We start from the raw sequence: 21,057 nt of genomic DNA on the forward strand, positions 1-21,057 counted from the left end.
ACTACCCGACCGGCCGGACCGGCTAGTCGGCCAGCGAAAGCACCGTCCGCGCCTGCTCCACCATGGCCACGTCGAGGAAGGTCCCGTCCGGCAACGCGATCGCGCCGACGCCGGCCGCCGTCGCGCCGGTGACCCGCGCGATGACTTCGCGCGCCCGCGAGACCTCCTGCGGGGTCGGCAGGAACGCGTTCCTGATCGTCTCGAGCTGCACCGGGTGGATCGCGGTCCGGCCGCGGAAGCCGAGCGCGCGGCCCGCCCGGCACGACGCCGCGAGCCCGTCGAGGTCGCGGACGTTCGCGTAGGCGGACATCGCGGGTGGTGCGAGCCGGGCCGCCCGCGCCGCGACGATCACGCGGCTGCGCGCCCACGTCAGCCCGGCGTCGTCGGCGACGCCGAGGTCCGAGCGCAGGTCGGCCTCGCCGAGCCCGATCGACGCGATCCGCGGCGACGCCGTGGCGATGTCCAGGGCCCGTTCCACCCCGAGCGCCGACTCGATCAGCGGGTGCAGCGCCCGGCCCGGCAGCGCGGCCTCGACGGCCTGGATCTCTTCCGGCGACTCGACTTTCGGCAGCCGTACGCCGACCGGCAGCGGCAGGCGCGCGAGCGCGGCGAGGTCGGCGGCGTGCCAGGGTGTGCTCGGGTGGTTGACGCGCACCTGCACCGGCCTGACCACCGAAGCGAGCAACTCCAGGGCGTGCGAACGGGCTTCGTCCTTGCGCGCCGGGGCGACCGCGTCCTCGAGGTCGACGAGCACGACGTCCGCCTCGGACTCCAGGGCCTTGCGCACCCGGTCCGGCCGGTCGGCCGGGGTGTAGAGGAACGTCAGCGGCGGGCTCACACCGCACCCCGCTCGCGCAGCTCGGCCACCCGCTCGGGCGAGAACCCGAGCTCCTCCAGCACGGCGTCGGTGTCGGCGCCGTGCGGGCGGCCGGTGAAGCCGATGACGCCGTCGTGGCCCGACAGCCGGAACAGCGGGCCCTGCATGAGCATCGGGCCGAGGTCGGCGTCCTCGATCTCGTGGATCGTGCCGAGCGCGCAGAACTGCGGGTCCGCGACGATGTCGGCGGCGTCGTAGATCGGCGCGACCGCCGCCTGCGCTTCCTCGAACGCGGCGACGACCTCGTCGCGCGTGCGCTGCCCGATCCACTTGCCGACGGCTTCGTCGAGTTCGTCGGCGTGGCGGGCCCGGTCGGCCCCGGTGGCGAACCACGGTTCGTCGGCCAGGTCCGGGCGGCCGACCATGCGGACCACGCGCTCGGCGATCGACTGGGCCGAAGTGGACACCGCGACCCACTGGCCGTCCGCGGTGCGGTAGGTGTTGCGCGGCGCGTTGTTCGTCGACCGGTTGCCGGTGCGCGGCTGGACGGTGCGCAGCTGGTCCCAGCGCGTGATCTGCGGGCCGAGCATGGCCAGCATCGGCTCGATGATGGCGGTGTCGACGACCTGCCCGCGCCCGGTGGTCCCACGCGCCGCGAGCGCGACCATGATCGCGTACGCCGTGGCCAGGGACGCCACGCCGTCCGCGAGCCCGAACGGCGGGAGCGTCGGCGGGCCGTCCGGTTCCCCGGTCGTCGCCGCGAACCCGCTCATCGCCTCGGCGAGCGTCCCGAAACCCGGCCGGCTCCGGTAGGGGCCGAGCTGCCCGAACCCGGTGACGCGGGCGAGCACGAGCTTCGGGTTCCAGCTCGCCAGCTCGTCGTACCCGAGGTGCCAGCGTTCGAGGGTGCCGGGGCGGAAGTTCTCGATGACGACGTCCGCCGTGGTGGCCAGCGCGAGGAACACCTCGCGGCCGCCTTCGCTGCCGAGGTCGGCGGTGACCGTGCGCTTGTTCCGGCCCAGGGTCTTCCACCACAGGTTGACGCCGTCCTTCGCGGCGCCGTGGGTGCGCGAGGGGTCGGGTTTGCGCGGGTGCTCGACCTTGATCACGTCGGCGCCCATGTCACCCAGGTGCATCGCGGCCATCGGGCCGGCGAACAGCGTGGACGCGTCGACGACGCGCAGCCCGGCCAGCGCCCCGGCCGAGGCATCGCGGGAGACGGTCATGCCGGCACCTCCCAGGCGCACCGGAAGCCGACCGTCGCGCTCCGCGCGAGGCCCAGTCCGGGCAGGAGGAGCTTCACCGTGTACTCGGGCTCCTTCAGGCCGCCTTCGACGTACCACTCGGAGCCTTCGGCCGCGTAGTCGCTGCCGCCCTTGAGCATCACGAAGCGCGTCCGGCCGTCGGAGTGCTCGCTCTCGGTCCAGTTCCACACCGCCGGAGTCCCGCGCCGCAGCTTCTCCCCCGCCAGCTGCCACTCGTCCTCGGTGGGCAGCCGCCCGCCGCGCCAGGCGCAGTACGCGCGGGCGTCGTCGAGGTCGACGTAGGTGACCGGCTCGCCGGGGGCTCCCGGGTGCGCGAGGAACCGGTGCTTCAGCTTCGGCTCGTAGCCCGTGGCGGCCAGGAACTCCGCGAACTGGGCGTTGGTCACCTCGCCGGCGCCGACCGCGACGGCCGTCGCCAGTTCGCCCTCGCGCTGCAGCGTGCGGGCGTCGTGCAGGCGCGGCGGGAGCGGCTTCCATTCGTCCACATAGGGCGCTCCCTGGTACATGCCGGTCTCGCGGGCGCGGTACCGCACGGTCAGCACGTACGGCCCGGCCGGGACGACGACGGCGTCTTCGTCCGGCTCACCGGAGGTCCTTTGTGGACTCACCCGGGTCGCGAGCCGGTGCGGGAACCGGGCATCCGGGTCGTGCGGCAGCGGCGGGAGGTCCGGCCGCCACCCCTGCACCGCGGCCCCGATCCCCCGGGCCGGTACGCCGTCGAAGAGGTCGGTGCCGGGCAGCGGGCCGTGGTAGTCGGTGTCGCCGCGGTTGACCAGGGTCCACAAGATCTTGCCGTCGAGTTCCCATTTGGACGCGTATACGCCCGCGGCCTCCGCTTCGGGAGCGAGTGCGGCCAGGGGCGTCCACTCGCCGTCCAGCACCAGGTCGGCCGCGGCACGCTGGAGCGTGACCATCCGGCGCACGGTCGCGGCGTCGCGGGCCGACCAGCCGACCCACACGCCGAAGACGACCTCCCACACCATGACGCCGACGCCGTTGAGCCACGCCGACTGCAGCTCCTCGCTGTGGTCGCGGTGCCAGCGGCGGACGTGGTGCTGCATGTGCCGGCGCTCGTACCAGTGGGCGCGCAGCACGCCGGGGACGGGCGAGTCGGCGAAGAACTGGGCCCACGACGCCGCGTGGTCCTCGATCCGCTCGACCGGGAGCTTGGACTCGCCTTCGAGGACGATGCCGGGCCGGGCGGCTTCGAGCCGGTCGACGAAGTCCGGCTCCGCCTTCTTGAGCGTGTCGAGGAAGACGCCGTCGGCTTTCAGGTCGGCGACGAGTGCCGCCAGCTCGGTCAGGTCGTCGTCGCCGCGGCGGGTGCCGACGTCCCAGGGGTTGTAGTCGACGAAGACGTGCAAGCCGTGGTCGTGCAAGGTTTCGATCAGCTCGGCGAGTCCCGGGACGTCGCGGTAGAAGTCCCACTGGTTGCGGTCGTCGAGGCCGATCACGGGGTAGGCGTGCCAGAGGACGACGGCGTCGAGGCCGCCGAAGCGGTCGCGCGCGTCGGCGAGGAAGCGCTCGGGGGTGAACCGGTGCTCGGCGAAGGAGTAGAGCAGCTCGTCCCAGAGCCACACCTGGGCGACCGTGTGGCAGGTCGCCGCCCAGGCCGAGCCCGGCCGCTCGTAGGCGGCACCGGTGTGGGCGTGCCGGCTTCGAGCGTCCTCGCGCCATTGGTGGAGTTTCGCGCGCCACGCGGGCCGGTCGGCCGGGTCTTCCGGTGCGGCGAAGATCTTCGCGTCGTCCAATTCGGACAGCGGGCCGCGTACCTCGGTGGGCCGGTCGATCGGCCGCGGGACGAGCGGGTCGAACTGGTAGGTCATGATGTCTTTCCTGCGACCTCGTCTGCGGTGGGGACGGCGGCTTGGGCGCCGGGCCGGGTGACGGCGAGCGCGCCGGCCGCAGCCGCTCGTTTCGCGGCCTCGGGGAGGTCTTCGCCCCGGGCCAGCGCCGCCGCGAGCACGCCGCAGAAGGTGTCGCCGGCTCCGGTGGTGTCGACGACGTCGACGGGAATGCCGGGGATCCGCACGGGTTCGTGGTCCCTTCGGAGGACAACGCAGCCTTCGCCGCCGAGGGTGACCACGACGGCGGGCACGCGCCCGAGCAGCTTCTCCGGCTCGCCCGCGAGGTCGGCGGCCTCGTGCTCGTTGACGACGAGCAGGTCGAGGGCGTCCCAGAGCGAATCCGGCAGGTCCCGCGACGGCGCCGCGTTGAGGATCATGAGGGCATCGGGTTTCCGGGCCGCCGCGGCGGCCGCCACGACGTCGAGCGGGATTTCCAGCTGGGCCAGCACGACGTCGGCTTCGGCGATCCGCTCGGCCTGGGCGGCGCCGATCTTCGCGTGCTCGTTCGCGCCGGGGGCGACCACGATGGCGTTCTCCCCGTCCGGGGCGACGGTGATGAAGGCGGTCCCGGTGGGCGCGTCGGCCCGGTCGATCAGATCGGTGCGGACCCCGGCGCCGCCGAGGGAGACGAGGATCAGGTCGGCGGCTTCGTCTTCGCCGAGAGCGCCGACGAAGGTGGTGTCGGCGCCGCCGGCCCACGCGGCGGCGACGGCCTGGTTCGCGCCTTTGCCCCCGGGACTGCGCCGGAGCCGCCCGCCGAGCACCGTTTCGCCGGCCTTGGGCGGCCTGGGCACGTCGACGGCGAGATCGACGTTGGCCGACCCGACGACGACCACCCGCCCGGTCACGGCGTCACCCCCGCCAGCGCCGCCGTTCGAGCCGCGAGGTCCACGATCCGCCGCTCCCCGCCGGGCAGCGACGTCGCGATCCGCCCGTCAAGGGGCTTGCTCCAGTACTCGTCCACCCCGCTCAGCGCGCCCACCACTCCCCCGACCGTCGCGGCCGCGGAATCCGTGTCCCAGCCGGCCGTCACCGCGATCGCCACGCTCGGCCCGAACTCTCCGCCCCCTGCGGCGAGGGCGTAGGCGATCACCGCCGCGTTGTTCAGGACGTGCACCCAGTGCAGGTGCCCGTAGGCCGCGTGCAGGCGGTCGAGTCCACTTCGGACATCTCCCTCCGATGCCGCCGACCGGCCGAGGCGGACCGCCGAAGCCAGCTCGCTCGAAGGCGGGATCACGGCCGAAGCCGCGTCGAGGACCTCCTCCACCGTGTCGCACACCATCGCCGCCGAGGCGAGCCCCGCCGCCCACATCGCCCCGTACACGCCGTTGCGCGTGTGGCTGAGCCGCGCGTCCGTCCACGCCAGCCGCGCCGCCGCCCGCACGTCGCCCGGCGACACCCAGCCGAACACGTCCGCGCGGATCAGCGCGCCGATCCACTCCCGGAACGGGTTCCGGTAGGTCGCGGTGTCCGGCCGCGCGTCCAGGAGATTCCGGTACGCCGCGCGCTCCGCGGTGAACACCCGCCCGGCGGGCAGGTTGTCCAGCCACAGCTGCGCGACGTCCTCGGTGGTGAACTCCCGGCCGTGCGCCTCCAGCAGCGTCAGCGCGAGCATCGGGTAGTTGAGGTCGTCGTCCTCGGGCATCCCGTCGATGTTCTCTTCCAGCGACGTCGGCGCCGAACGACGGTTCCACGGCCACCGCGCGGCGACGTCGCCGGGCAGCCCCGCCGCGGTGAACCACCCCGCGAGAGGCCAGCGGCCGGTCGCCCGCAGGATCTCCTCGATGCCCTCCCGCGGGATCTTCTCCACGGGCTTGCCGAGCAGGCACCCGGCGGCCCGGCCGGTCCACGCGTCCAGCTCACGCCCCCGGGACCCACGCGGCAGCGAAGGCGCGGGCGGCAGATCGAGCGAGTCCCAGGCCGGTTCGGCGACCGGCGCGTCGAGCTCGTCCAGCAGCTCCCGGGCCAGCGGCCGCAGCGACGGCATCGCCGGACCCGCGCCGCTCACGACGGGCGTGGGGTCGCCGCCCGCCGCGATCCACCGCTCCCGCACCGCGGCGACGTCCTTGCCCTCCGCGGCGGACTGCACCAGCTCGTGCGGGAGCAGGTCCTCGGGCCGGGCCCAGGTCAGTCTCACGCCGTCTCCTCGAGGAACGCGGCCCGGGCCGCGGCCCGCTCCCGGTCGGCCTTCAGGATGTCCGCGGCCGCCGAGGCCAGCAGGTGCCCGGTCTCGCGCAGGTCCATCCGGCTGGCGTCGCCGATCTCGTCGACCCACTCGGGCGGCACGACCGCCGTCCCGCCGAGGCCCGCGCAGATCGCCGCCGCCATCACGGCGATCGAGTCGGCGTCGCGGCCGTAGTTCACGGCGGCGAGCACCGCGCCGCGGAAGTCGCCCCGGTGCGCGAGCACGAACGCCAGCGCCGCCGGCAGCTCCTCGATGGACTTCGTCCGCGACGGGCGCCGCGCGTCCATCGACATCTCCCGGTAGTGCGGCCCCACCGAGTCGAACGGCGCGACCGTCTCCCGGACGAGCGCGGCGAGTTCACGCTCTTCGTCGTCGGTGGCCGGGGGGACGGTCCGGCCACCGAACTCTTCGACGACGGCCCGCAGTGCCGCCGCGGTCCCGTCGTGCGCGACGTCGAGGGCCGCCGCGACGACGTCGTCGAGCGACGCGCCCGGGGCGACGGCGGCCGCCACCATCGCGGCCAGCACCCCCGCCGCCTCGCGGCCGTAGCTCGACTGGTGCGCGCCGGTGAGGTCGATCGCCTCGGCGTACGCCGCCCGCGGGTCGCCCGCGTTGACGACGCCCACCGGGGCGACGTACATCGCCGCGCCGCAGTTGACCACGTTGCCCACGCCGGCTTCGCGCGGGTCGACGTGTCCGTAGTGGAGTCTCGCGACGATCCACTTCTCCGCCAGGAAGACCCGCTGCAGCAGCAACGCGGTCGACTCCAGCTCCGGCACCCAGCGCGGCTCGCCGATCATGAGCGGCACCAAGTCCTCGGCCATCGCGTACGCGTCGAGGTGCGCGCGGCGTTTCGCGTACACCTCGACGAGCGCCCGCGTCATGAGCGTGTCGTCGGTGATGTGCCCGTCGCCCTTGTGGTACGGCGCGATCGGGCGGGCGGTCCGCCAGTCCGGGTACCACGGCCCGACGACGCCGGTCACCCGGCCGCCGTGCCGCTGCTCGATCTGTTCGGGGGTCCACCCTTCGGTCGCGCCGCCGAGGGCGTCCCCGACGGCCGCGCCGGTGATCACCGCGACGGCCCGGTCTTCCAGCCAGGTCAAGAATCCGCTCCTGTCACTTGCTGACGCTCTTCCAGCCGTCCTCGAGCTGCTTCGCGAGGCCGGCGGCGTCGATCTTCTGTCCGAGGAACTGCTGGTACGCCGGGGTCGCGACGGTGTCCTTCCACTGTGCGTACTTGCCGGCGAACAGGTAGGGCGCCGAGGTCAGGTACTCCCCCGAGGCGAGGATTTCCTTCCAGCCGTTCTTCGCACCGAGCTTGGTGGTGAGCGCCTGCCGCGCGGACGTCGTCGGCGGGATCAGCGCGTCGGCCTCGTTGATCGCGGCGAGGTTTTCGGTGCCGGTGAAGAAGTCGACGAACTCCGCCGCTTCCTTGACGTGACCCGAGTCCTTGTTGACCGACAGCGTCTGCGGGTTCGCGGCCTGCGCCGGCCCGGCCGAGCCGGCCAGCGGCGGGAGCACGACCCAGTCGAAGCCCTTCGGCGCGTCCTTCGCGATGTTGGCCGCCTGGTAGGAGCCCTGGACGGTCATCGCGATCTGGCCGGCGTAGAACGGCGCGAGCGCCTTGGTGCCCGACTGCGTCAGCGTGACCGGCAGGATCGAGTGGTCCTGGTGCGCCATCGCGTCGACGAGCTGCGGCAGCGCCTGCTCGCCCTGGCCGACGCTCAGCTTCGCGGTGGTGCCGGTGCCGTCGAAGTACTTGCCGCCGAAGCCGGGGGCCAGCGCGACGAACGCCGCCGTCGGGCTCGACAGGCCCCAGCCGAGGCCGAACTTGCCGTCCTTCGTGGTCGCCTTCGCGATGTCGCGCAGCTGGTCCCACGTCATCGTGGCGCCGGTCGGGATCGTGACGCCCGCCTGCTGCAGCTGGGTCTTGTTCGCGAAGACCACATAGGACTGCAGCTCGGTGGGCGCGGCGATCACCTTGCCGTCGACCGTCACCGAGTCCAGGACGCCCTTCGGGATGTCCGCGCGCTTCTGCTCGGGCAGGTACTGCGTCAGGTCGGCGAGGTAGCCGTCGGTCGCGAACGGCGCGATGCCGGCCGCTTCGTAGTGCACGATGTCCGGTGCCGTACCCGCGTTGAACTGGGTGATCAGCTTGTCGTAGACGCCGTCCCAGCCCGCCTGCACGATCTTGACCTGCACGTCCGGGTGGGCCTTGTTCCAGTCGCCGACGATCTTCTGCGTGGCGGCGATGGCGGCGGGCTGGTCGGACAGGGACTGGAAGGTGAGGGTGACCGGCCCGTCCCCGCCGGCTCCGCTGCCGCCGCCCCCGCACGCGGTGAGCAGCAGGCCGGCGACCGTCAGGAAGGTGGCGGCAATCATGCGTCGTGTCTTCATCGACCGACCTTTCGAACTTTTCTTTTGAGGGGCTGAGTTTTGAGGGGTAGGGAGAGTCATCCCTTCACCGCCCCGGCCATCAGGCCGCTGGTGAGCTTCCTCCGCAGGATGCTGAAGAAGACGATGCTGGGGATGGCCGCGAGCACGGCGCCCGCGGCGAGCGGGCCGAGGGCGACCTTGCCCTCGCCGCCGACGAACATGTTGAGCGTGATGGGCAGGGTGTAGTTCTCCGGCGACTGCAGGAGGACCAGGGCGAAGAAGAACTCGTTCCACGACGAGACGAAGCTGAACATCGCCGTCGCGACGACGCCGGGAGCGAGCAGCGGGAAGACGATCGTGCGCAGCACGGTCAGCCGGCTCGCGCCGTCCATCGCCCCGGCCTCCTCCAGTTCCACCGGGATCGCGGCGACGTAGCCCTGCAGCATCCAGAGCGCGAACGGCAGCATGTACGTCGTGTGCACCAGCGTCAGGCCGGCGAGGTTGTCGGCCAAGCCGAGCGTCCGCAGGATGAGGTACAGCGGCAGGATGATGAGCACGACCGGGAACACCTGGCTCACCAGGATCCAGCCGACGCCGGCGGCCCGCACCTTGCCCTTGAGGCGGGCGAGCACGTAGGACGCGGGCACGGCGATGACGACCGACAGCGCGGTCGAAGCGAGCGCGACGATCAGGCTGTTGGCGGCCGACCGGACCAGGCCCTGCTTCTCCAGGGCCTCGGTGTAGTTGTCCCAGTGCCATTCGCCCGGCAGCAGGCTGACCGTCAGCGAGTTGAGCTCGCCGGACGACTTGACCGACGCGGAAATCAGCCACAGCAACGGGAAGCCGAGGAACAGGATGTACAGCGCGAGGGCCGCGTACTGGGCCGGGCGCACGAGGACGCGCATGGTCACCGCCCCTTCACGGCACGGTCGTCGCGGAACTGCGACCGCAGGTAGACGGCGAGGATCAGCACGACCACGACGACGAGCACGAGCCCCATCGCGGCGGCATAGCCGATCTCGCGGTTCTTGAAGGCTTCGAGGTAGATGAACAGCACCGGCACCATCGTCTTGCCACCCGGGCCACCCGCGGTGAGCACGTAGACCAGCGAGAACGAGTTGAAGTTCCAGATGAAGTTCAGCGACGTGATCGAGGTGACGATCGGGCGCAGGCTCGGCCACGTCACCGCGGTGAACCGCCGCCACGCGCCCGCGCCGTCGACCGACGCGGCTTCGTGCAGCTCGGCCGGGATCTGCTGCAGGCCGGCCAGGAGCGTCACCGTCGTCTGCGGCATCCCGACCCAGACGCCGACGACGATCACCGCGGGCAGCGCCGTCGAGAAGTCGCCGAGCCAGTTGACGTCGCTGGGCAGCCCGACGCTGCCGAGGAAGGCGTTGAGCGGGCCGCCGTTGGCCGAGTAGATCATCTGCCACATGATCGCCACGACGACCGGCGGCATCGCCCACGGCACGAGCGCGAGCACCCGCGTCAGGCCCTGCAACCGCAGCCCCGAGTTGAGCAGCAGCGCCAGGCCCATCGCGGCGGCCAGCTGCAGCAGCGTGACGCCGACGGTCCAGATCATGCCGATCCGCAGCGAATCCCAGAACAGGTCGTTGCCGACGAGCTTCGTGAAGTTGTCGACGCCGGCGAAGCCGTAGTCCGGGTGGCGCACCAGGCGCGCGTCGGTGAAGGCCAGGAAGATCCCGACGACCAGCGGCGCGACGCTCAGCACGAGGATCGGGATCAGCGACGGCAGCACCAGCGCGATCGCCTCGCGGCGCCGGGTGCGGGCCAGCGCGGGCTTGCGCCGGGCCTTCCCGGTGGTGGGCGACGGGCGGATCAGCGTCGCGGTCATCGCGCACCCCCGGTCGACTCGCGCACCATCAGCTCCGGGCCGACGATGATCTGCTGCGCCGCGTGGTCCGGGTCGTCGGTGAGCTGGAGCATGATCCGGGCCGCCGCGCGCCCGCGCTCGGTCGAGCCGAGGGAGACGCTGGTCAGGCTCGGCTGGAAGACCCGGCCGATCTCGGTGTCGTCCATGCCGGTGACGGCGACGTCTTCGGGCACCGAAAGCCCGAGTTCCCGCACGGCCCGGATGGCGCCGATGGCGAGCAGGTCGTTGGCGGCGACGAGCGCGTCGAGACGACCGCGGGCGAGCAGCCGGCGGGCGGCCTCGAGCCCGGCGGTGACGGTGAAGTCGCCGGCGACCTCCTGGTCGGCCCGGTCGAAGGCGGTTTCTTCGGTGGCGGCGTCGAACCCGCGCTGCCGGGACGCCCCGGGGGTCGTGTCGAGCGGGCCGTTGAGGAACCCGACCCGGCGGCGGCCGAGGGTGTGCAGGTGGCGGACCGCCGCGCCGATCCCGCCCGCCGAGTCGGTGGAGACCGAGCTGATGCCCCGGTCGTCCAGCGCCCGCCCGATCACCACGACCGGGACGGGGGCCTGCTGGATCTCGTGGATCAGCCGGTCGTCGGTGCGCAGCGGGCTGACGATCATGCCGTCGACGAACCCGCTGTTGAGGCTGCGCACGAGCTCGGTGGTCGAGGTCGCGGTGTCCCCGGTGCTCATCACGACGACCCGGTAGCCGTGCGGGGCGAGGACCTCGTGGATGGCCCGCATCATCTCGACGTAGACGGGGTTGCCGATGTCGGCGACGGCGAAGGCGACCTGGAAGGTCTTCTTCAGCCGCAGCGACCGCCCGATGGCATCCGCGCTGTAACCGAGCTCGGCTGCGGCGGTGCGGACCCGCTCGACCATCGCCGGGCTCGCACCGGTGCCGTGCAGCGCCCGGGAGGTCGAGGCCAGGGACACCCCGGCGCGCTCGGCGACCTGGAGCAGCGTGGCCCGTGTTGACGTCATCGGCTACCTCGTTGTGCGTTCTTGGAAACGTTTCCAGGTGCGGATGGCGAAGTTGGAAACGTTTCCAATCGGATTAATCCTGATACTGACACCGGTGAGCGGGGCATGTCAACACGGCACGGAGAGCACCAGGGTGGTCACCGAGGGATGCCGGGCCACGGTCCGAGGCAGCCTGGGACACCGTTCCCCGCGCAGGTCCACGACGTGAAGGCCGCGGTGCGGTGGGTGCGCCACCACGCCGGGGAGCTGGAGCTCGACGGCGGGCGCGTCGCGGCGTGGGGACACTCGGCGGCGGCTACCTGGCCGCGATGCTCGCGGTGACCGCCGACGACGCCGGCTTCGAAGGCGACCTCGGGATCACGGGCCCGCCGAGCCGCGTCGGCGCGGCGATCGCCTGGAGCCCGCCGACGGACTTCACGCGCATCCCGCCGCCGCCCGCGGGTTTCCCGATGCACGGCAGCGGTCACGACCCGCACGACTGGCTCCCCGGCCCGACGGCGAGCCCGCTGCTCCACGCGACGGCGACCGCGGCCCCGCTCCTGCCGGCCCACGGCACCGACGACGCCGGCATCCCGATCGCCCACAGCGAAGCACTGGTGACGGCCTCCTGGCGGGTCGGCGCCGGCGCCGACCTGATCCGCCTGGACGGCGCGGGCCACTTCTACGGTGAGCGCAAGCTCCAGCACGTCACCGACGCCGGGATCGACTTCCTCCGCAACCACCTCGCGGCGCGGGCCTGAGCCGCACTGCGCCGAACAGGTGACTTCCCCGGCCGGCACCAACCGGTCCCGGCACTCCGGAGTGAGCAGACCGCACACCCGGACCCCCCAGGAGGACCCGTGCCGAACCGCAAGCTGCCCATCCTCGCCGCCTCGGCGTTCCTCGCCCTCGCCGGCACCGTCGGCTTCGCGCCCGCGGCGTCGGCCCACGACACCCTCGGCGAGGTCTACGGCTGTGGCTACCAGGGCCAGTTCCGCTGCGGCTACGGCGGCGTCACCAACAGCCACACGCGCGTCTACTCCTGCGACACCGCGAGCGACGGCTACGGTTTCCGCACGGAGTACCGGCTTCGCAACGGCGGGAGCGGCTTCGTGGACGACGCCAACGGCAGCAGCTCCGGCTGCAGCTCGATCACGCCGGGCACGGCGGCCAACCCGGTGACCACCTTCCGCGCGTGCCAGAAGCAGAACGCGTGGTGGTGCACGAGCTGGCTGACCGCCTGAGCGCCGCTCAGCCGACGACGTCGATCTCGAACGGCTCCGCGGCGCTGTACTCGAGGTCGGCCCACAGTGCGCCCGGCAGGGCGAAGCGGCGGTGGGACGTCAGCCGGTCGTCGTAGCCCGGGTCGGACTTGGGGTTGTGCCCGATCCCCACCTTGTCCGAACCCCACGCGAAGATGTTGCCGACCCACATCGGCTTCGACAGGCCTTCACCGTTGATCCGCGGCCGGACGACGACGGCGGCGCCGGCACTGCCGGACAGGTTGAGCCGGACCGAGTTCTGCCCGTTGTCGGGCGGGGTGACGGTGATGCGTTCCATGAGCTCCACTTCCGGTTCGGCGGTCAGGGATCCCGGCGAATCCACGCCGGGCCAGAAGTCGGCCACGACGGAGACGTCGATGCCGGGCGCGACGTCGAGCAGGTACTGCGCGGCGATCGCGCCTTCGGGGATTTCGGGTCGGCCGGTGGCCGTGGCGATCCAGTACAGCGGCGGCTCGACACCCTGTGCCTTGAACGCGGCCCGCACCTTCGGCCAGGTCGACCGGTTGCAGTAGATGACCGGGTAGGCGAACCCCGCCGCCCGACGCCGCCGAGCCCAGCCCGGTGCCTCCTCCGGCGTCGCGTCGCCCGGCTCGACGTCCAGGACGTGCCCGTCGTTGGTCGACGCCTTCTTGACGATCCGCACCTTGAGGGCGTCCGGGAAGAGCGCCCAGTCCGCGGCGGTCCACGGCGCGAGCTTGATCCGGTCGACGTACCCGGCCACGAGCGCGGGCCGGCCGTCCTTCTTGAGGATGTTCCGCGCGGTGACGGCGTCGTACATGGTGCGCATCGGCGTTCCTCGAAATCGTGGGGCGGCGGATATCGGCGTATTCACGATCGCGGAAGCGAGGATATCGCGACAACGGCGAAAAGGGCGCCTTTTCGGGCGGAATCGGCTCGGCGAAAAGACTCCACGCGCCGGGGCGGGCCCGGAAACAACCGGACCCGCCGCCGTCCCGGGTCATTCTTCGCGCAAATTCTCCAGGTTCGTCGTGCGCCACAACGCGGGCAGTGTCAACGCGGTGACGAACAGTACCGCCGCGATCGCGGTCGCCGTCAGGAGCGCGATCGACGGCACGTCCGCCGTCATCGGACGGTGCGCCACGAACGTGAGCACCAGCCAGTCGAGGCCGAGCCCGGCCGGTACGGCGACGACCACCGCCACCGCCACCGGGATCGCCAGCTGCCACACCAGCGACCGGGCGAGCACGCCGCGCCCGACGCCGTTCGCCGCCAGCGCGGCGAGGCTGCGCCGCCGTTCGCGCAGCTGCTCCCACGCGGCGACGAGCAGGCTGGCCGCGACGAACAGCAGCACCAGCACCGAACCGGCCGAGAGCACCCGGGTGATCAGCGCGGAGGTGCCGTCCTGCCCGGTGCCGAGCGAGCTCACGGATCCGTTCCAGCCCACCACGTTCCGGACCCGCTCCACCTGATCCGCGTCGGCGTCGGGCAGCGTCGCGGACACCGTCAGCCCGACGCCCGACGCCGTCGCCAGCGCGGCCGGGGTGACGATCAGCTCCGGCGCGTCCTCCCCGTACGCCGGCACGCGGTGCACTTCCGGCACCGTCCACTGGGGAACGTCGGCGCGGTGGGCCCGGCGGACTTCGGAGAACCACACGTGGTCCCCGGTCGCGGGAACGGAGCTGCTCCGGGTCGTCGCGGCGTAGACGTCGCCGTCGCGGCAGTCCGCGATCCCGGCGCGCGCCCGAAGCTGCGGACAGCTCTCGACGACGATCGAGGTGCGCTCGCCCGACGCGGTCTCGATCAGGGCACCGGTCCGCACCGGCACGCCGCCCAGCCCGGGCAGCGCGTGGAGGGTGGCGGTGAACGCCTCGCCGTCCGCGACGCTCGTGGCGTAGTAGCTCGCGAGCACGCGGATGTCCTGCGGCGCCGGGCGTTCGAATTCGGTCCGGTCGTAGACGCCTTGCAGCGCAATGGATCCGGCCAGCACCACGGCGACCCCGCTGACCAGGCGTGCCGCCGTCGCGCTGTCCAGCTGGAGCCTGCGGACGGCCAGCAGCCAGGCCGGCGAACCGCCGCCGAGCAGGCCCGCGACCCGCTCGACCACCCACGGCAGCACGAGGGGAACGGCCGTGAGGACGAAGACCACCCCGACGATGACGGAGGGGTTGTCGGCGCCGTTGCCGCCCAGGCCGGTGAGCAGCAGCACCACGCCCGTCACCGCGGGGAACAGGCGCCACGCCAGCTTCCGCCGGGCCCGCGTCCCCCGCCGCTCGACGCCCAGCGGCTCGATGACGACCGGCCGCAGCGCGAACACCGCCGCCGCGCACGCCAGCACCGGCAGGGCCAGCAGGGCCGGAATCCCGAGCCGCCAGTCGGGGACGACGTCGGTGCCGAAGAGGCCGCCGCGGAAGGCGTCCACGGTGATCCGCGGGACGAGCACGCGGATGAGCTGGAACACCGCGACGCCGAGGACCAGGCCGGCGAGCGAGCCGAGCAGCGCCTCGCCGGCCGCGATCCGGTGCACCTGACCGCGGTCCGCGCCGACCAGCCGCAGCGCGGCGAGCCGCCGGTCCCGGGCCGCCGCCGCGAGCCGCGTGCTGGTGACGACGAAGACGAAGACCGGCACCAGGCAGGTCGTCGCGCCGACCACGACCAGCAGCAGTTCGAGCGAGGACAGGGGGCGGCGGGAGGATTCGTGGCCGAACCGGCTCACCAGGGTGGCGTCCGGCTGCTGCGCGACGGTCCCGGAGCCGACGTAGAAGAAGAGCTCGTTCGGGCCGGTCAGCCCGGCGTCGCCGATCGTGCCGACCACGCGCGCGGAGAACCGTGGCCGCAGCAGCTCGCCGCCGGGTGAGCGCAGCAGGTCCGCCAGCGCCGGGGAAAGCACCATCTCCCCCGGCCCCGGGAGCCGGTCGACGCCCGGCGCGGCGGGCGGCCGCGATCCGGTCGCTTGCACGAGGTAGCCCTGCAGGCCGCGGCCGCGGAACTCGTCGTTACGGGTGACCGCGTAGACCGGGTCGACGCCCGCGGCGGCGGCGCCCGGGGCGAGAACCCGCGCGCTCGCCCGGTCGTCCCGGGCGGCGAGCAGGTTCGGCACCGACGTCGCGGTGAGCAGGACCGCGACGCCGAGGCCGACGCCGACCGCCGTCAGGGTGAGCCGCACCAGGGCGGTCCGCGCCCCGCCGCCGCCCAGCGCGAGGCGCATCCCGAGCGCGAGGTCGGCCGTCCAGCGCCGGATCATCCGGTCACCTCGAGTTCCCGCGTCCGCCCGTCGCGCACGACGACCTCGCGGTCGGAGTACGCCGCGACACGGGGTTCGTGCGTCACCAGGACGACCGCCGCGTCCCGCACCCGGGCCGCGGTGGTCAGCAGCTGCATCACCTGCTCGCCGTTGAGCGAGTCCAGGGCGCCCGTCGGCTCGTCGGCGAAGACGACGCGCGGGCCGGTCACGAGCGCGCGGGCCATCGCGACCCGCTGGCCCTGCCCGCCCGACACCTCGCCCGGCCGCTTGCCCGCCACGTCGGCGAGGTCGAGCTCCGCGAGCATCTCGCGCGCCCGCCGGGCCGCCACCCGGCCGCGCTCGCCGTTCAGCCGCAGCGGCAGGGCCACGTTCTCCAGGCAGGTCAGCTCCGGGACGAGCCGGCCGAACTGGAAGACGAACCCGAAGTCCGTGCGGCGCAACGCCGAGCGCGCGCGGTCGGTCAGCGCCGCGAGGTCCGCGCCGCGGTAGCGGACCGCGCCGCCGTCCGGCCGGACGATCCCGGCCAGGCAGTGCAGGAGCGTCGACTTCCCCGCCCCGGACGGCCCCATCAGCGCCACGACCTCGCCCGCGCGCACCCGCAGGCTCGCCGACGTCAGCGCGTCGGTGGCCCCGTACGCCTTCCGGACCCCGGCGGCCTCCAGCAGGACTTCCCCGGCGGCGCTCACGCGATCTCCTTCGCCAGCTGGTCGAGCCGGGCCGCGGTCAGCTCCAGCCAGCGGAGGTCGGCCTCCAGGTGGAACAGCGCGTGGTCGCAGACCAGCTGGTCGACGAGGTCGCCCCCGGTCTTGCGCCGGGTCAGCTCGCGCATGGCGTCGAGGTGGGCCGAGCGCTGGACGTCGAGGACGTCGGCGGCGGGGCGGCCGGAGAGCAGCGCGAGCACCACCTTGGTGTAGAGGGTGTTCTGCAGGTAGGCCTCCGGCTTCTCCGGGGTCGCCAGCCAGGTGCCGACGTCGGCGACCCCGGCCTCGGTGATCGCGTAGCGCTTCCGCTCGGGGCCGCCGCCCGCCTCGATCCCGTCGGCCTCGACGAGTCCCTGCTTCAGCAGCCGGGCCAGGGTCGAATAGACCTGGCCGTAGTGGACGCGGCGGTCGTGCCCGAACCGGTCGTCGTAGGCGCGTTTGAGGTCGTAGCCGTGCCGGGGGCCGTTCTCCAGCAGCCCGAGCAGCGTGTGTCCGATCGACATGGGGACGGACTGTACACGGGGTGTATAGCCGCAGTTTATACACCCCGTGCATAGTGATCAGCCGAGGATGGACCGCAGGGGTGTGGCCGGCCGTCCGAGCAGCTCTTCGAGGTCGGGACCGGTGGTGGCGAACTCGCCCCGGCGCGCGGCGCGGAACATGCCGAGCAGCATCGCGGCCTGGGCTGCCGGGACGCCGTGCGCGGTCAGGCCCGCCACCCACTCGTCGTCGTCGGCGACCACGCGGCGGATCGTGCGTCCGGTGAGTTCGCCGAGGAGACCCGCGACGTCCTCCAGGTCGAGGGCGACGGGTGCGGTCAGCGGCGGCGTCGGCCCGTCGAACCGGCCCTCGTCGGCGAGAACGACCGCCGCGGCTTCGGCGAGATCGGCGTGCGCGGTCCACGACACGGGCCCGTCGGCCGGGGCGACCAGTTCGCCGGTTTCCCGCGCCGGCCCGAGCAGCAGCGGGACAGTGGCGGCGTAGAAACCGTTGCGCAGCGCGGTGAACGCCGGGCCCGCCGCCGCCAGGTGACGTTCGGTCGCGGCGTGGTCGGGCATCGGTGCGAAGAGCGAGTCGTCGGCCGCGGCCTGGTGGCTCGTGTAGAGCACGCGCTTGGCGCCGGCGTCCCGCGCGGCGTCGATCGCCGCGACGTGGTGCCGCAGGGCCGCCTCGCCCGAGGCGTCCGTCGAGACGACGAGGACCTGCGTCGCGCCTTCGAACGCGTCGGCGAGCGAGTCCGGGTCGGCGAAGTCGCCGCGTCGCACGCGGACGCCGCGCTCGGCGAGCCCGGCCGCCTTCCCGGGCTCGCGGACGCTGACGCCGACCTCGCCGGCCGGGACGCGCCGAAGCAACTGCTCGACGACCTGGGAGCCGAGCTTGCCGGTTCCGCCGGTGATCACGATCATGATGAACCCTCTCGGTTGACTAACGACGATATTAACCACGTGAGCATCATCGATAGCAACCATGGGTTATCATTGGAATCATGGTGAAGAACCGGAGCGAGACGCGGGAGCACATCGTCGAGACCGCCGCGCGGCTGCTCGACGGCGAAGGCGCGGCCGCGCTCACCATCCGCGCGGTCGCCCAGGCCGCCGGCCTGCAGGCGCCGGCGATCTACCGGTTCTTCGAGGACAAGGACGCGCTGCTCGACGCCGTCGCCGAGCACGTCTTCACCGCCTACGTGGCCGGCAAGGCGGTCGCGGACGACGGCGACCCGGTCGCCGACCTCCGCGCCGGCTGGGACGCGCACATCGGCTTCGGCCTGGCCAACTCGGCGCTGTTCGGCCTGCTCGTGACGCCGGGGCGGCCGTCCCCGGCGGCCGAGGCGGGGCTGGCGGTCCTGCGTGCCCGGGTGCACCGCATCGCGGAGACCGGCCGGCTGCGCGTGCCCGAGTCCCTCGCGGTCGAACTGGTCCACGCCGCCGGCACGGGCACCGTGCTCGCCCTGCTGGGCCGGCCCCCGGCGGACCGCGACCCGGGCCTCGCCGAGGCGATGTACGAAGCCGTGCTGGCCCGGATCCTCACCGACGCGCCGGCACCGCCCGCCGTCTCACCGGCGCCGGCGAAGCTCACCGGCGCCGAGCGCGCGCTGCTCGCGGAGTGGCTGGACCGCGGTTGAGCGATTCGTGTGCACTTCGTGCCCGCGGCGTAACACCTATCGGACTTCCGGCGCCATACGGGACGGTCCCGGTCCCCGCGCACCAGGAGGTCCCGTGCTGTTTTCTCGTCGTCCCCTGTTCCCCCGAAGATCCCGACGTGGCTTGGCAGCGGCGATCGTCGTGCCGCTCGCCGGCGCCCTCGCGGTGGCCGTCGCCACGCCCGCCGCGGCCGTGCCCACCGGGTTCGCCGACACGGTCGCGATCGGCGGCCTGACCTCGCCGACCGCCGCGGCGTTCGCGCCCGACGGCCGGGTCTTCGTCGCCGAGAAAAGCGGCCTGGTCAAGGTCTTCGACTCCCTCGCCGACCCGACCGCGACGGTGTTCGCCGACCTGCGGACCCCGACCCAGGACTTCTGGGACCGCGGCCTGCTCGGCCTGGCCGTCGACCCCGCGTTCCCCGCCCGGCCCTACGTCTACGTCTCCTACACGCTCGACGCCTTGCCCGGCGGCGCCGCGCCGCAGTGGGGCGACACCTGCCCGACGCCGCCGGGCGCGACCGACCAGGGCTGCGTCGTCACCGGCCGGGTCTCCCAGCTCACCATGGGCCCGGCCGGCACCGCCGTCAGCGAGAAGCCCCTCGTCACCGGCTGGTGCCAGCAGTTCCCCAGCCATTCGGTGGGCGCGCTGGCCTTCGGCCCGGACGGCGCCCTGTACGCGGGCGGCGGCGACGGCGCCAGCTTCAACTTCGCCGACTACGGCCAGGTCGGAAACCCCTGCGCCGACCCGCCTTCGCCGGCCGGCACGAACCTCGCCCCGCCGAACGCCGAAGGCGGCGCGCTGCGTTCGCAGTCCGTGCGGCGCGCGGCCGGGCAGCCGGTGCTGCTCAACGGCACGCTCCTGCGCATCGACCCCGACACCGGCGAAGGTCTGCCGGGCAACCCCTTCGCGAGCAGTTCCGACGCCAACGCCCGGCGCGTGATCGCCTACGGCGCCCGCAACCAGTTCCGCTTCGGGTTCCGGCCCGGGACGAGCGAGCTGTGGGCCGGGGACGTCGGCTGGGACACCTGGGAGGAGATCAACCGCGTCGCGAACGCCGAGGACGCCGTGGCGGAGAACTTCGGCTGGCCCTGCTTCGAAGGCACCGCGCGGCAAGCCGGCTACGACGGCGCGAACCTCGACCGCTGCGAATCGCTCTACACCGCAGGCGGGCAGACCGCGCCGTTCTACACCTACAACCACAACGCCAAGGTCGTCGCGGGCGACCCGTGTCCCACCGGCGGCTCGTCGATCAGCGGGATCGCCTTCGAGTCCGGCAGCAACTACCCCGCCGCGTACGCCGGCGCGCTCTTCTTCGCCGACTCCTCACGCGGCTGCATCTGGGCGATGCAGACGGCGAACGGCCAACCCAGCCCCAGCCGCCTGGTCCCGTTCGTGACCGGGGCGAACACCCCCGTGCAGGTGCTGACCGGTCCCGGCGGCGACCTCTTCTACGTCGCACTGGGCAGTGGTGAACTGCGTCGCGTGAGCTACCCGGGCGGCACCAACCGGCCGCCGGTCGCGTCGGCCACGGCGACGCCGTCGAGCGGGCCGGCCCCGCTGACCGTCCGGTTCGACGGCACCGGGTCCACCGACCCGGACGCCGGCGACACCCTGACCTACGCCTGGGACCTCGACGCCGACGGCGCGTACGACGACTCGACGGCCCCGGACCCGACCTGGACGTACACCACGGCGGCCGCGGTCGACGCCGGCCTGCGGGTGACGGACTCCCACGGCGCGACGGCCACCACGACGGTCCGGGTGACCGTCGGGAACCCGGCCGGCCTGGACCCGGTGCCGGTCATCGACGCCCCCGCACCCGCACTGACCTGGTCGGTGGGCCAGACCGTGGCGTTCTCCGGGCGGGCGATCGACGCCCAGGACGGCGAGCTGCCGCCCTCGGCGCTGTCCTGGCGGCTCGCGATCCGGCACTGCGCGGCCAACGGCACCTGCCACACGCACAACGTCCAGGACTTCCCGGGCGTCGCTTCGGGCACGTTCGTCGCGCCGGACCACGAGCACCCGTCGTACCTTCAGCTCACCTTGACGGCGACGGACTCGACCGGCCGGACCGGCTCGAAGACCGTCGACCTGCAGCCGAAGACGGTGACGCTGGACTTCACCTCGAGCCCGAACCAGGCGCTGCTCACCGTCGGCGGAACGCAACAGCGCACGCCGTTCTCGCGGACGGTGATCGCCGGTTCGACCAACTCGATCAGCGCGGACAGCCCGCAGAACCTGCCGCCGCTCAACCTGAAGTACGCCTTCACCAGCTGGGCGCACGGCGGGGCGCGGACGCAGAACATCGTCGCCCCGGCGACTTCCGCGACCTACCAGGCGAAGTACCGGCTCTGCTGGCTGCTGCAACCCTGCTGACCGGACGACCCGGCCCCGGCGCGGGGCCG

General features: G+C 73.2%; 18 protein-coding genes and 1 pseudogene. 4 read left to right on the forward strand and 15 right to left on the reverse strand.

Features of this window, described 5'->3' with window-relative positions:
- Positions 1–22: 22 nt before the first annotated feature.
- From QRX60_RS41950 to QRX60_RS41995, 10 genes are read right to left on the reverse strand one after another with little or no spacing between them, the layout of a single operon-like run.
- Complete coding sequence (locus tag QRX60_RS41950) at positions 23–838, reverse strand: HpcH/HpaI aldolase/citrate lyase family protein (protein ID WP_285997022.1); 816 nt, start codon at positions 836–838, stop codon at positions 23–25.
- Positions 835–2,043: a CaiB/BaiF CoA transferase family protein gene (locus QRX60_RS41955; RefSeq protein WP_285997023.1), complete on the reverse strand. Its 1,209-nt coding sequence runs from the start codon at positions 2,041–2,043 to the stop codon at positions 835–837. Before QRX60_RS41955 ends, QRX60_RS41950 begins: the two co-directional genes overlap by 4 nt.
- Complete coding sequence (locus QRX60_RS41960) at positions 2,040–3,908, reverse strand: formylglycine-generating enzyme family protein (protein WP_285997024.1); 1,869 nt, start codon at positions 3,906–3,908, stop codon at positions 2,040–2,042. Before QRX60_RS41960 ends, QRX60_RS41955 begins: the two co-directional genes overlap by 4 nt.
- A complete protein-coding gene (locus tag QRX60_RS41965) occupies positions 3,905–4,777 on the reverse strand; it encodes a ribokinase (RefSeq protein WP_285997025.1) in 873 nt (290 codons plus the stop codon). Before QRX60_RS41965 ends, QRX60_RS41960 begins: the two co-directional genes overlap by 4 nt.
- Positions 4,774–6,066: an ADP-ribosylglycohydrolase family protein gene (locus QRX60_RS41970; protein ID WP_285997026.1), complete on the reverse strand. Its 1,293-nt coding sequence runs from the start codon at positions 6,064–6,066 to the stop codon at positions 4,774–4,776. Before QRX60_RS41970 ends, QRX60_RS41965 begins: the two co-directional genes overlap by 4 nt.
- Entirely contained in the window at positions 6,063–7,217 is a 1,155-nt protein-coding gene (locus tag QRX60_RS41975; RefSeq protein ID WP_285997027.1) for an ADP-ribosylglycohydrolase family protein, read from the reverse strand. The genes QRX60_RS41970 and QRX60_RS41975 overlap by 4 nt, the downstream gene beginning before the upstream one ends.
- Positions 7,218–7,230: 13 nt before the next feature.
- Complete coding sequence (locus tag QRX60_RS41980; RefSeq protein WP_285997028.1) at positions 7,231–8,511, reverse strand: ABC transporter substrate-binding protein; 1,281 nt, start codon at positions 8,509–8,511, stop codon at positions 7,231–7,233.
- A gap of 56 nt (positions 8,512–8,567) precedes the next feature.
- Positions 8,568–9,395, reverse strand: coding sequence for a carbohydrate ABC transporter permease (locus QRX60_RS41985; RefSeq protein ID WP_285997029.1), 828 nt, complete (start codon positions 9,393–9,395; stop codon positions 8,568–8,570).
- Positions 9,396–9,397: 2 nt separating this feature from the next.
- Positions 9,398–10,345 carry a carbohydrate ABC transporter permease gene (locus QRX60_RS41990; protein ID WP_285997030.1) on the reverse strand — a complete coding sequence of 316 codons (948 nt, stop codon included), beginning with the start codon at positions 10,343–10,345 and terminating at the stop codon, positions 9,398–9,400.
- Entirely contained in the window at positions 10,342–11,346 is a 1,005-nt protein-coding gene (locus tag QRX60_RS41995) for a LacI family DNA-binding transcriptional regulator (protein WP_285997031.1), read from the reverse strand. Before QRX60_RS41995 ends, QRX60_RS41990 begins: the two co-directional genes overlap by 4 nt.
- Before the next feature lie 147 nt (positions 11,347–11,493).
- Between QRX60_RS41995 and QRX60_RS42000 the strand changes: the two are divergent.
- Both QRX60_RS42000 and QRX60_RS42005 read left to right on the forward strand, forming a co-directional pair.
- A pseudogene (locus QRX60_RS42000) lies at positions 11,494–12,086 on the forward strand (alpha/beta hydrolase fold domain-containing protein).
- A gap of 99 nt (positions 12,087–12,185) precedes the next feature.
- Positions 12,186–12,569: a hypothetical protein gene (locus tag QRX60_RS42005; protein ID WP_285997033.1), complete on the forward strand. Its 384-nt coding sequence runs from the start codon at positions 12,186–12,188 to the stop codon at positions 12,567–12,569.
- Between the two features lie 7 nt (positions 12,570–12,576).
- On the opposite strand, the gene QRX60_RS42010 is transcribed toward QRX60_RS42005, so the two are convergent.
- The 5 genes from QRX60_RS42010 to QRX60_RS42030 all read right to left on the reverse strand — a co-directional run bounded on the left by QRX60_RS42010 (position 12,577) and on the right by QRX60_RS42030 (position 17,917).
- Positions 12,577–13,395: a hypothetical protein gene (locus QRX60_RS42010; protein WP_285997034.1), complete on the reverse strand. Its 819-nt coding sequence runs from the start codon at positions 13,393–13,395 to the stop codon at positions 12,577–12,579.
- 171 nt (positions 13,396–13,566) lie between these two features.
- On the reverse strand, positions 13,567–15,810 hold the full coding sequence (locus tag QRX60_RS42015; RefSeq protein ID WP_285997035.1) for an FtsX-like permease family protein: 2,244 nt from the start codon (positions 15,808–15,810) through the stop codon (positions 13,567–13,569).
- Positions 15,807–16,496 carry an ABC transporter ATP-binding protein gene (locus QRX60_RS42020; protein WP_285997036.1) on the reverse strand — a complete coding sequence of 230 codons (690 nt, stop codon included), beginning with the start codon at positions 16,494–16,496 and terminating at the stop codon, positions 15,807–15,809. Before QRX60_RS42020 ends, QRX60_RS42015 begins: the two co-directional genes overlap by 4 nt.
- Positions 16,493–17,014, reverse strand: coding sequence for a PadR family transcriptional regulator (locus QRX60_RS42025; RefSeq protein ID WP_285478893.1), 522 nt, complete (start codon positions 17,012–17,014; stop codon positions 16,493–16,495). Before QRX60_RS42025 ends, QRX60_RS42020 begins: the two co-directional genes overlap by 4 nt.
- Positions 17,015–17,071: 57 nt before the next feature.
- Positions 17,072–17,917, reverse strand: a complete 846-nt coding sequence (locus tag QRX60_RS42030) for an NAD(P)H-binding protein (protein WP_285997037.1) — start codon at positions 17,915–17,917, stop codon at positions 17,072–17,074.
- Between the two features lie 80 nt (positions 17,918–17,997).
- On the opposite strand from QRX60_RS42030, the gene QRX60_RS42035 reads away from it, so the two are divergent.
- Both QRX60_RS42035 and QRX60_RS42040 read left to right on the forward strand, forming a co-directional pair.
- Positions 17,998–18,633: a TetR/AcrR family transcriptional regulator gene (locus QRX60_RS42035; RefSeq protein ID WP_285997038.1), complete on the forward strand. Its 636-nt coding sequence runs from the start codon at positions 17,998–18,000 to the stop codon at positions 18,631–18,633.
- A gap of 154 nt (positions 18,634–18,787) precedes the next feature.
- Positions 18,788–21,028, forward strand: a complete 2,241-nt coding sequence (locus QRX60_RS42040) for a PQQ-dependent sugar dehydrogenase (protein ID WP_332845878.1) — start codon at positions 18,788–18,790, stop codon at positions 21,026–21,028.
- The last annotated feature ends 29 nt before the right edge of the window (positions 21,029–21,057 follow it).

Source organism: Amycolatopsis mongoliensis, assembly GCF_030285665.1.
Lineage (GTDB): Bacteria > Actinomycetota > Actinomycetes > Mycobacteriales > Pseudonocardiaceae > Amycolatopsis > Amycolatopsis mongoliensis.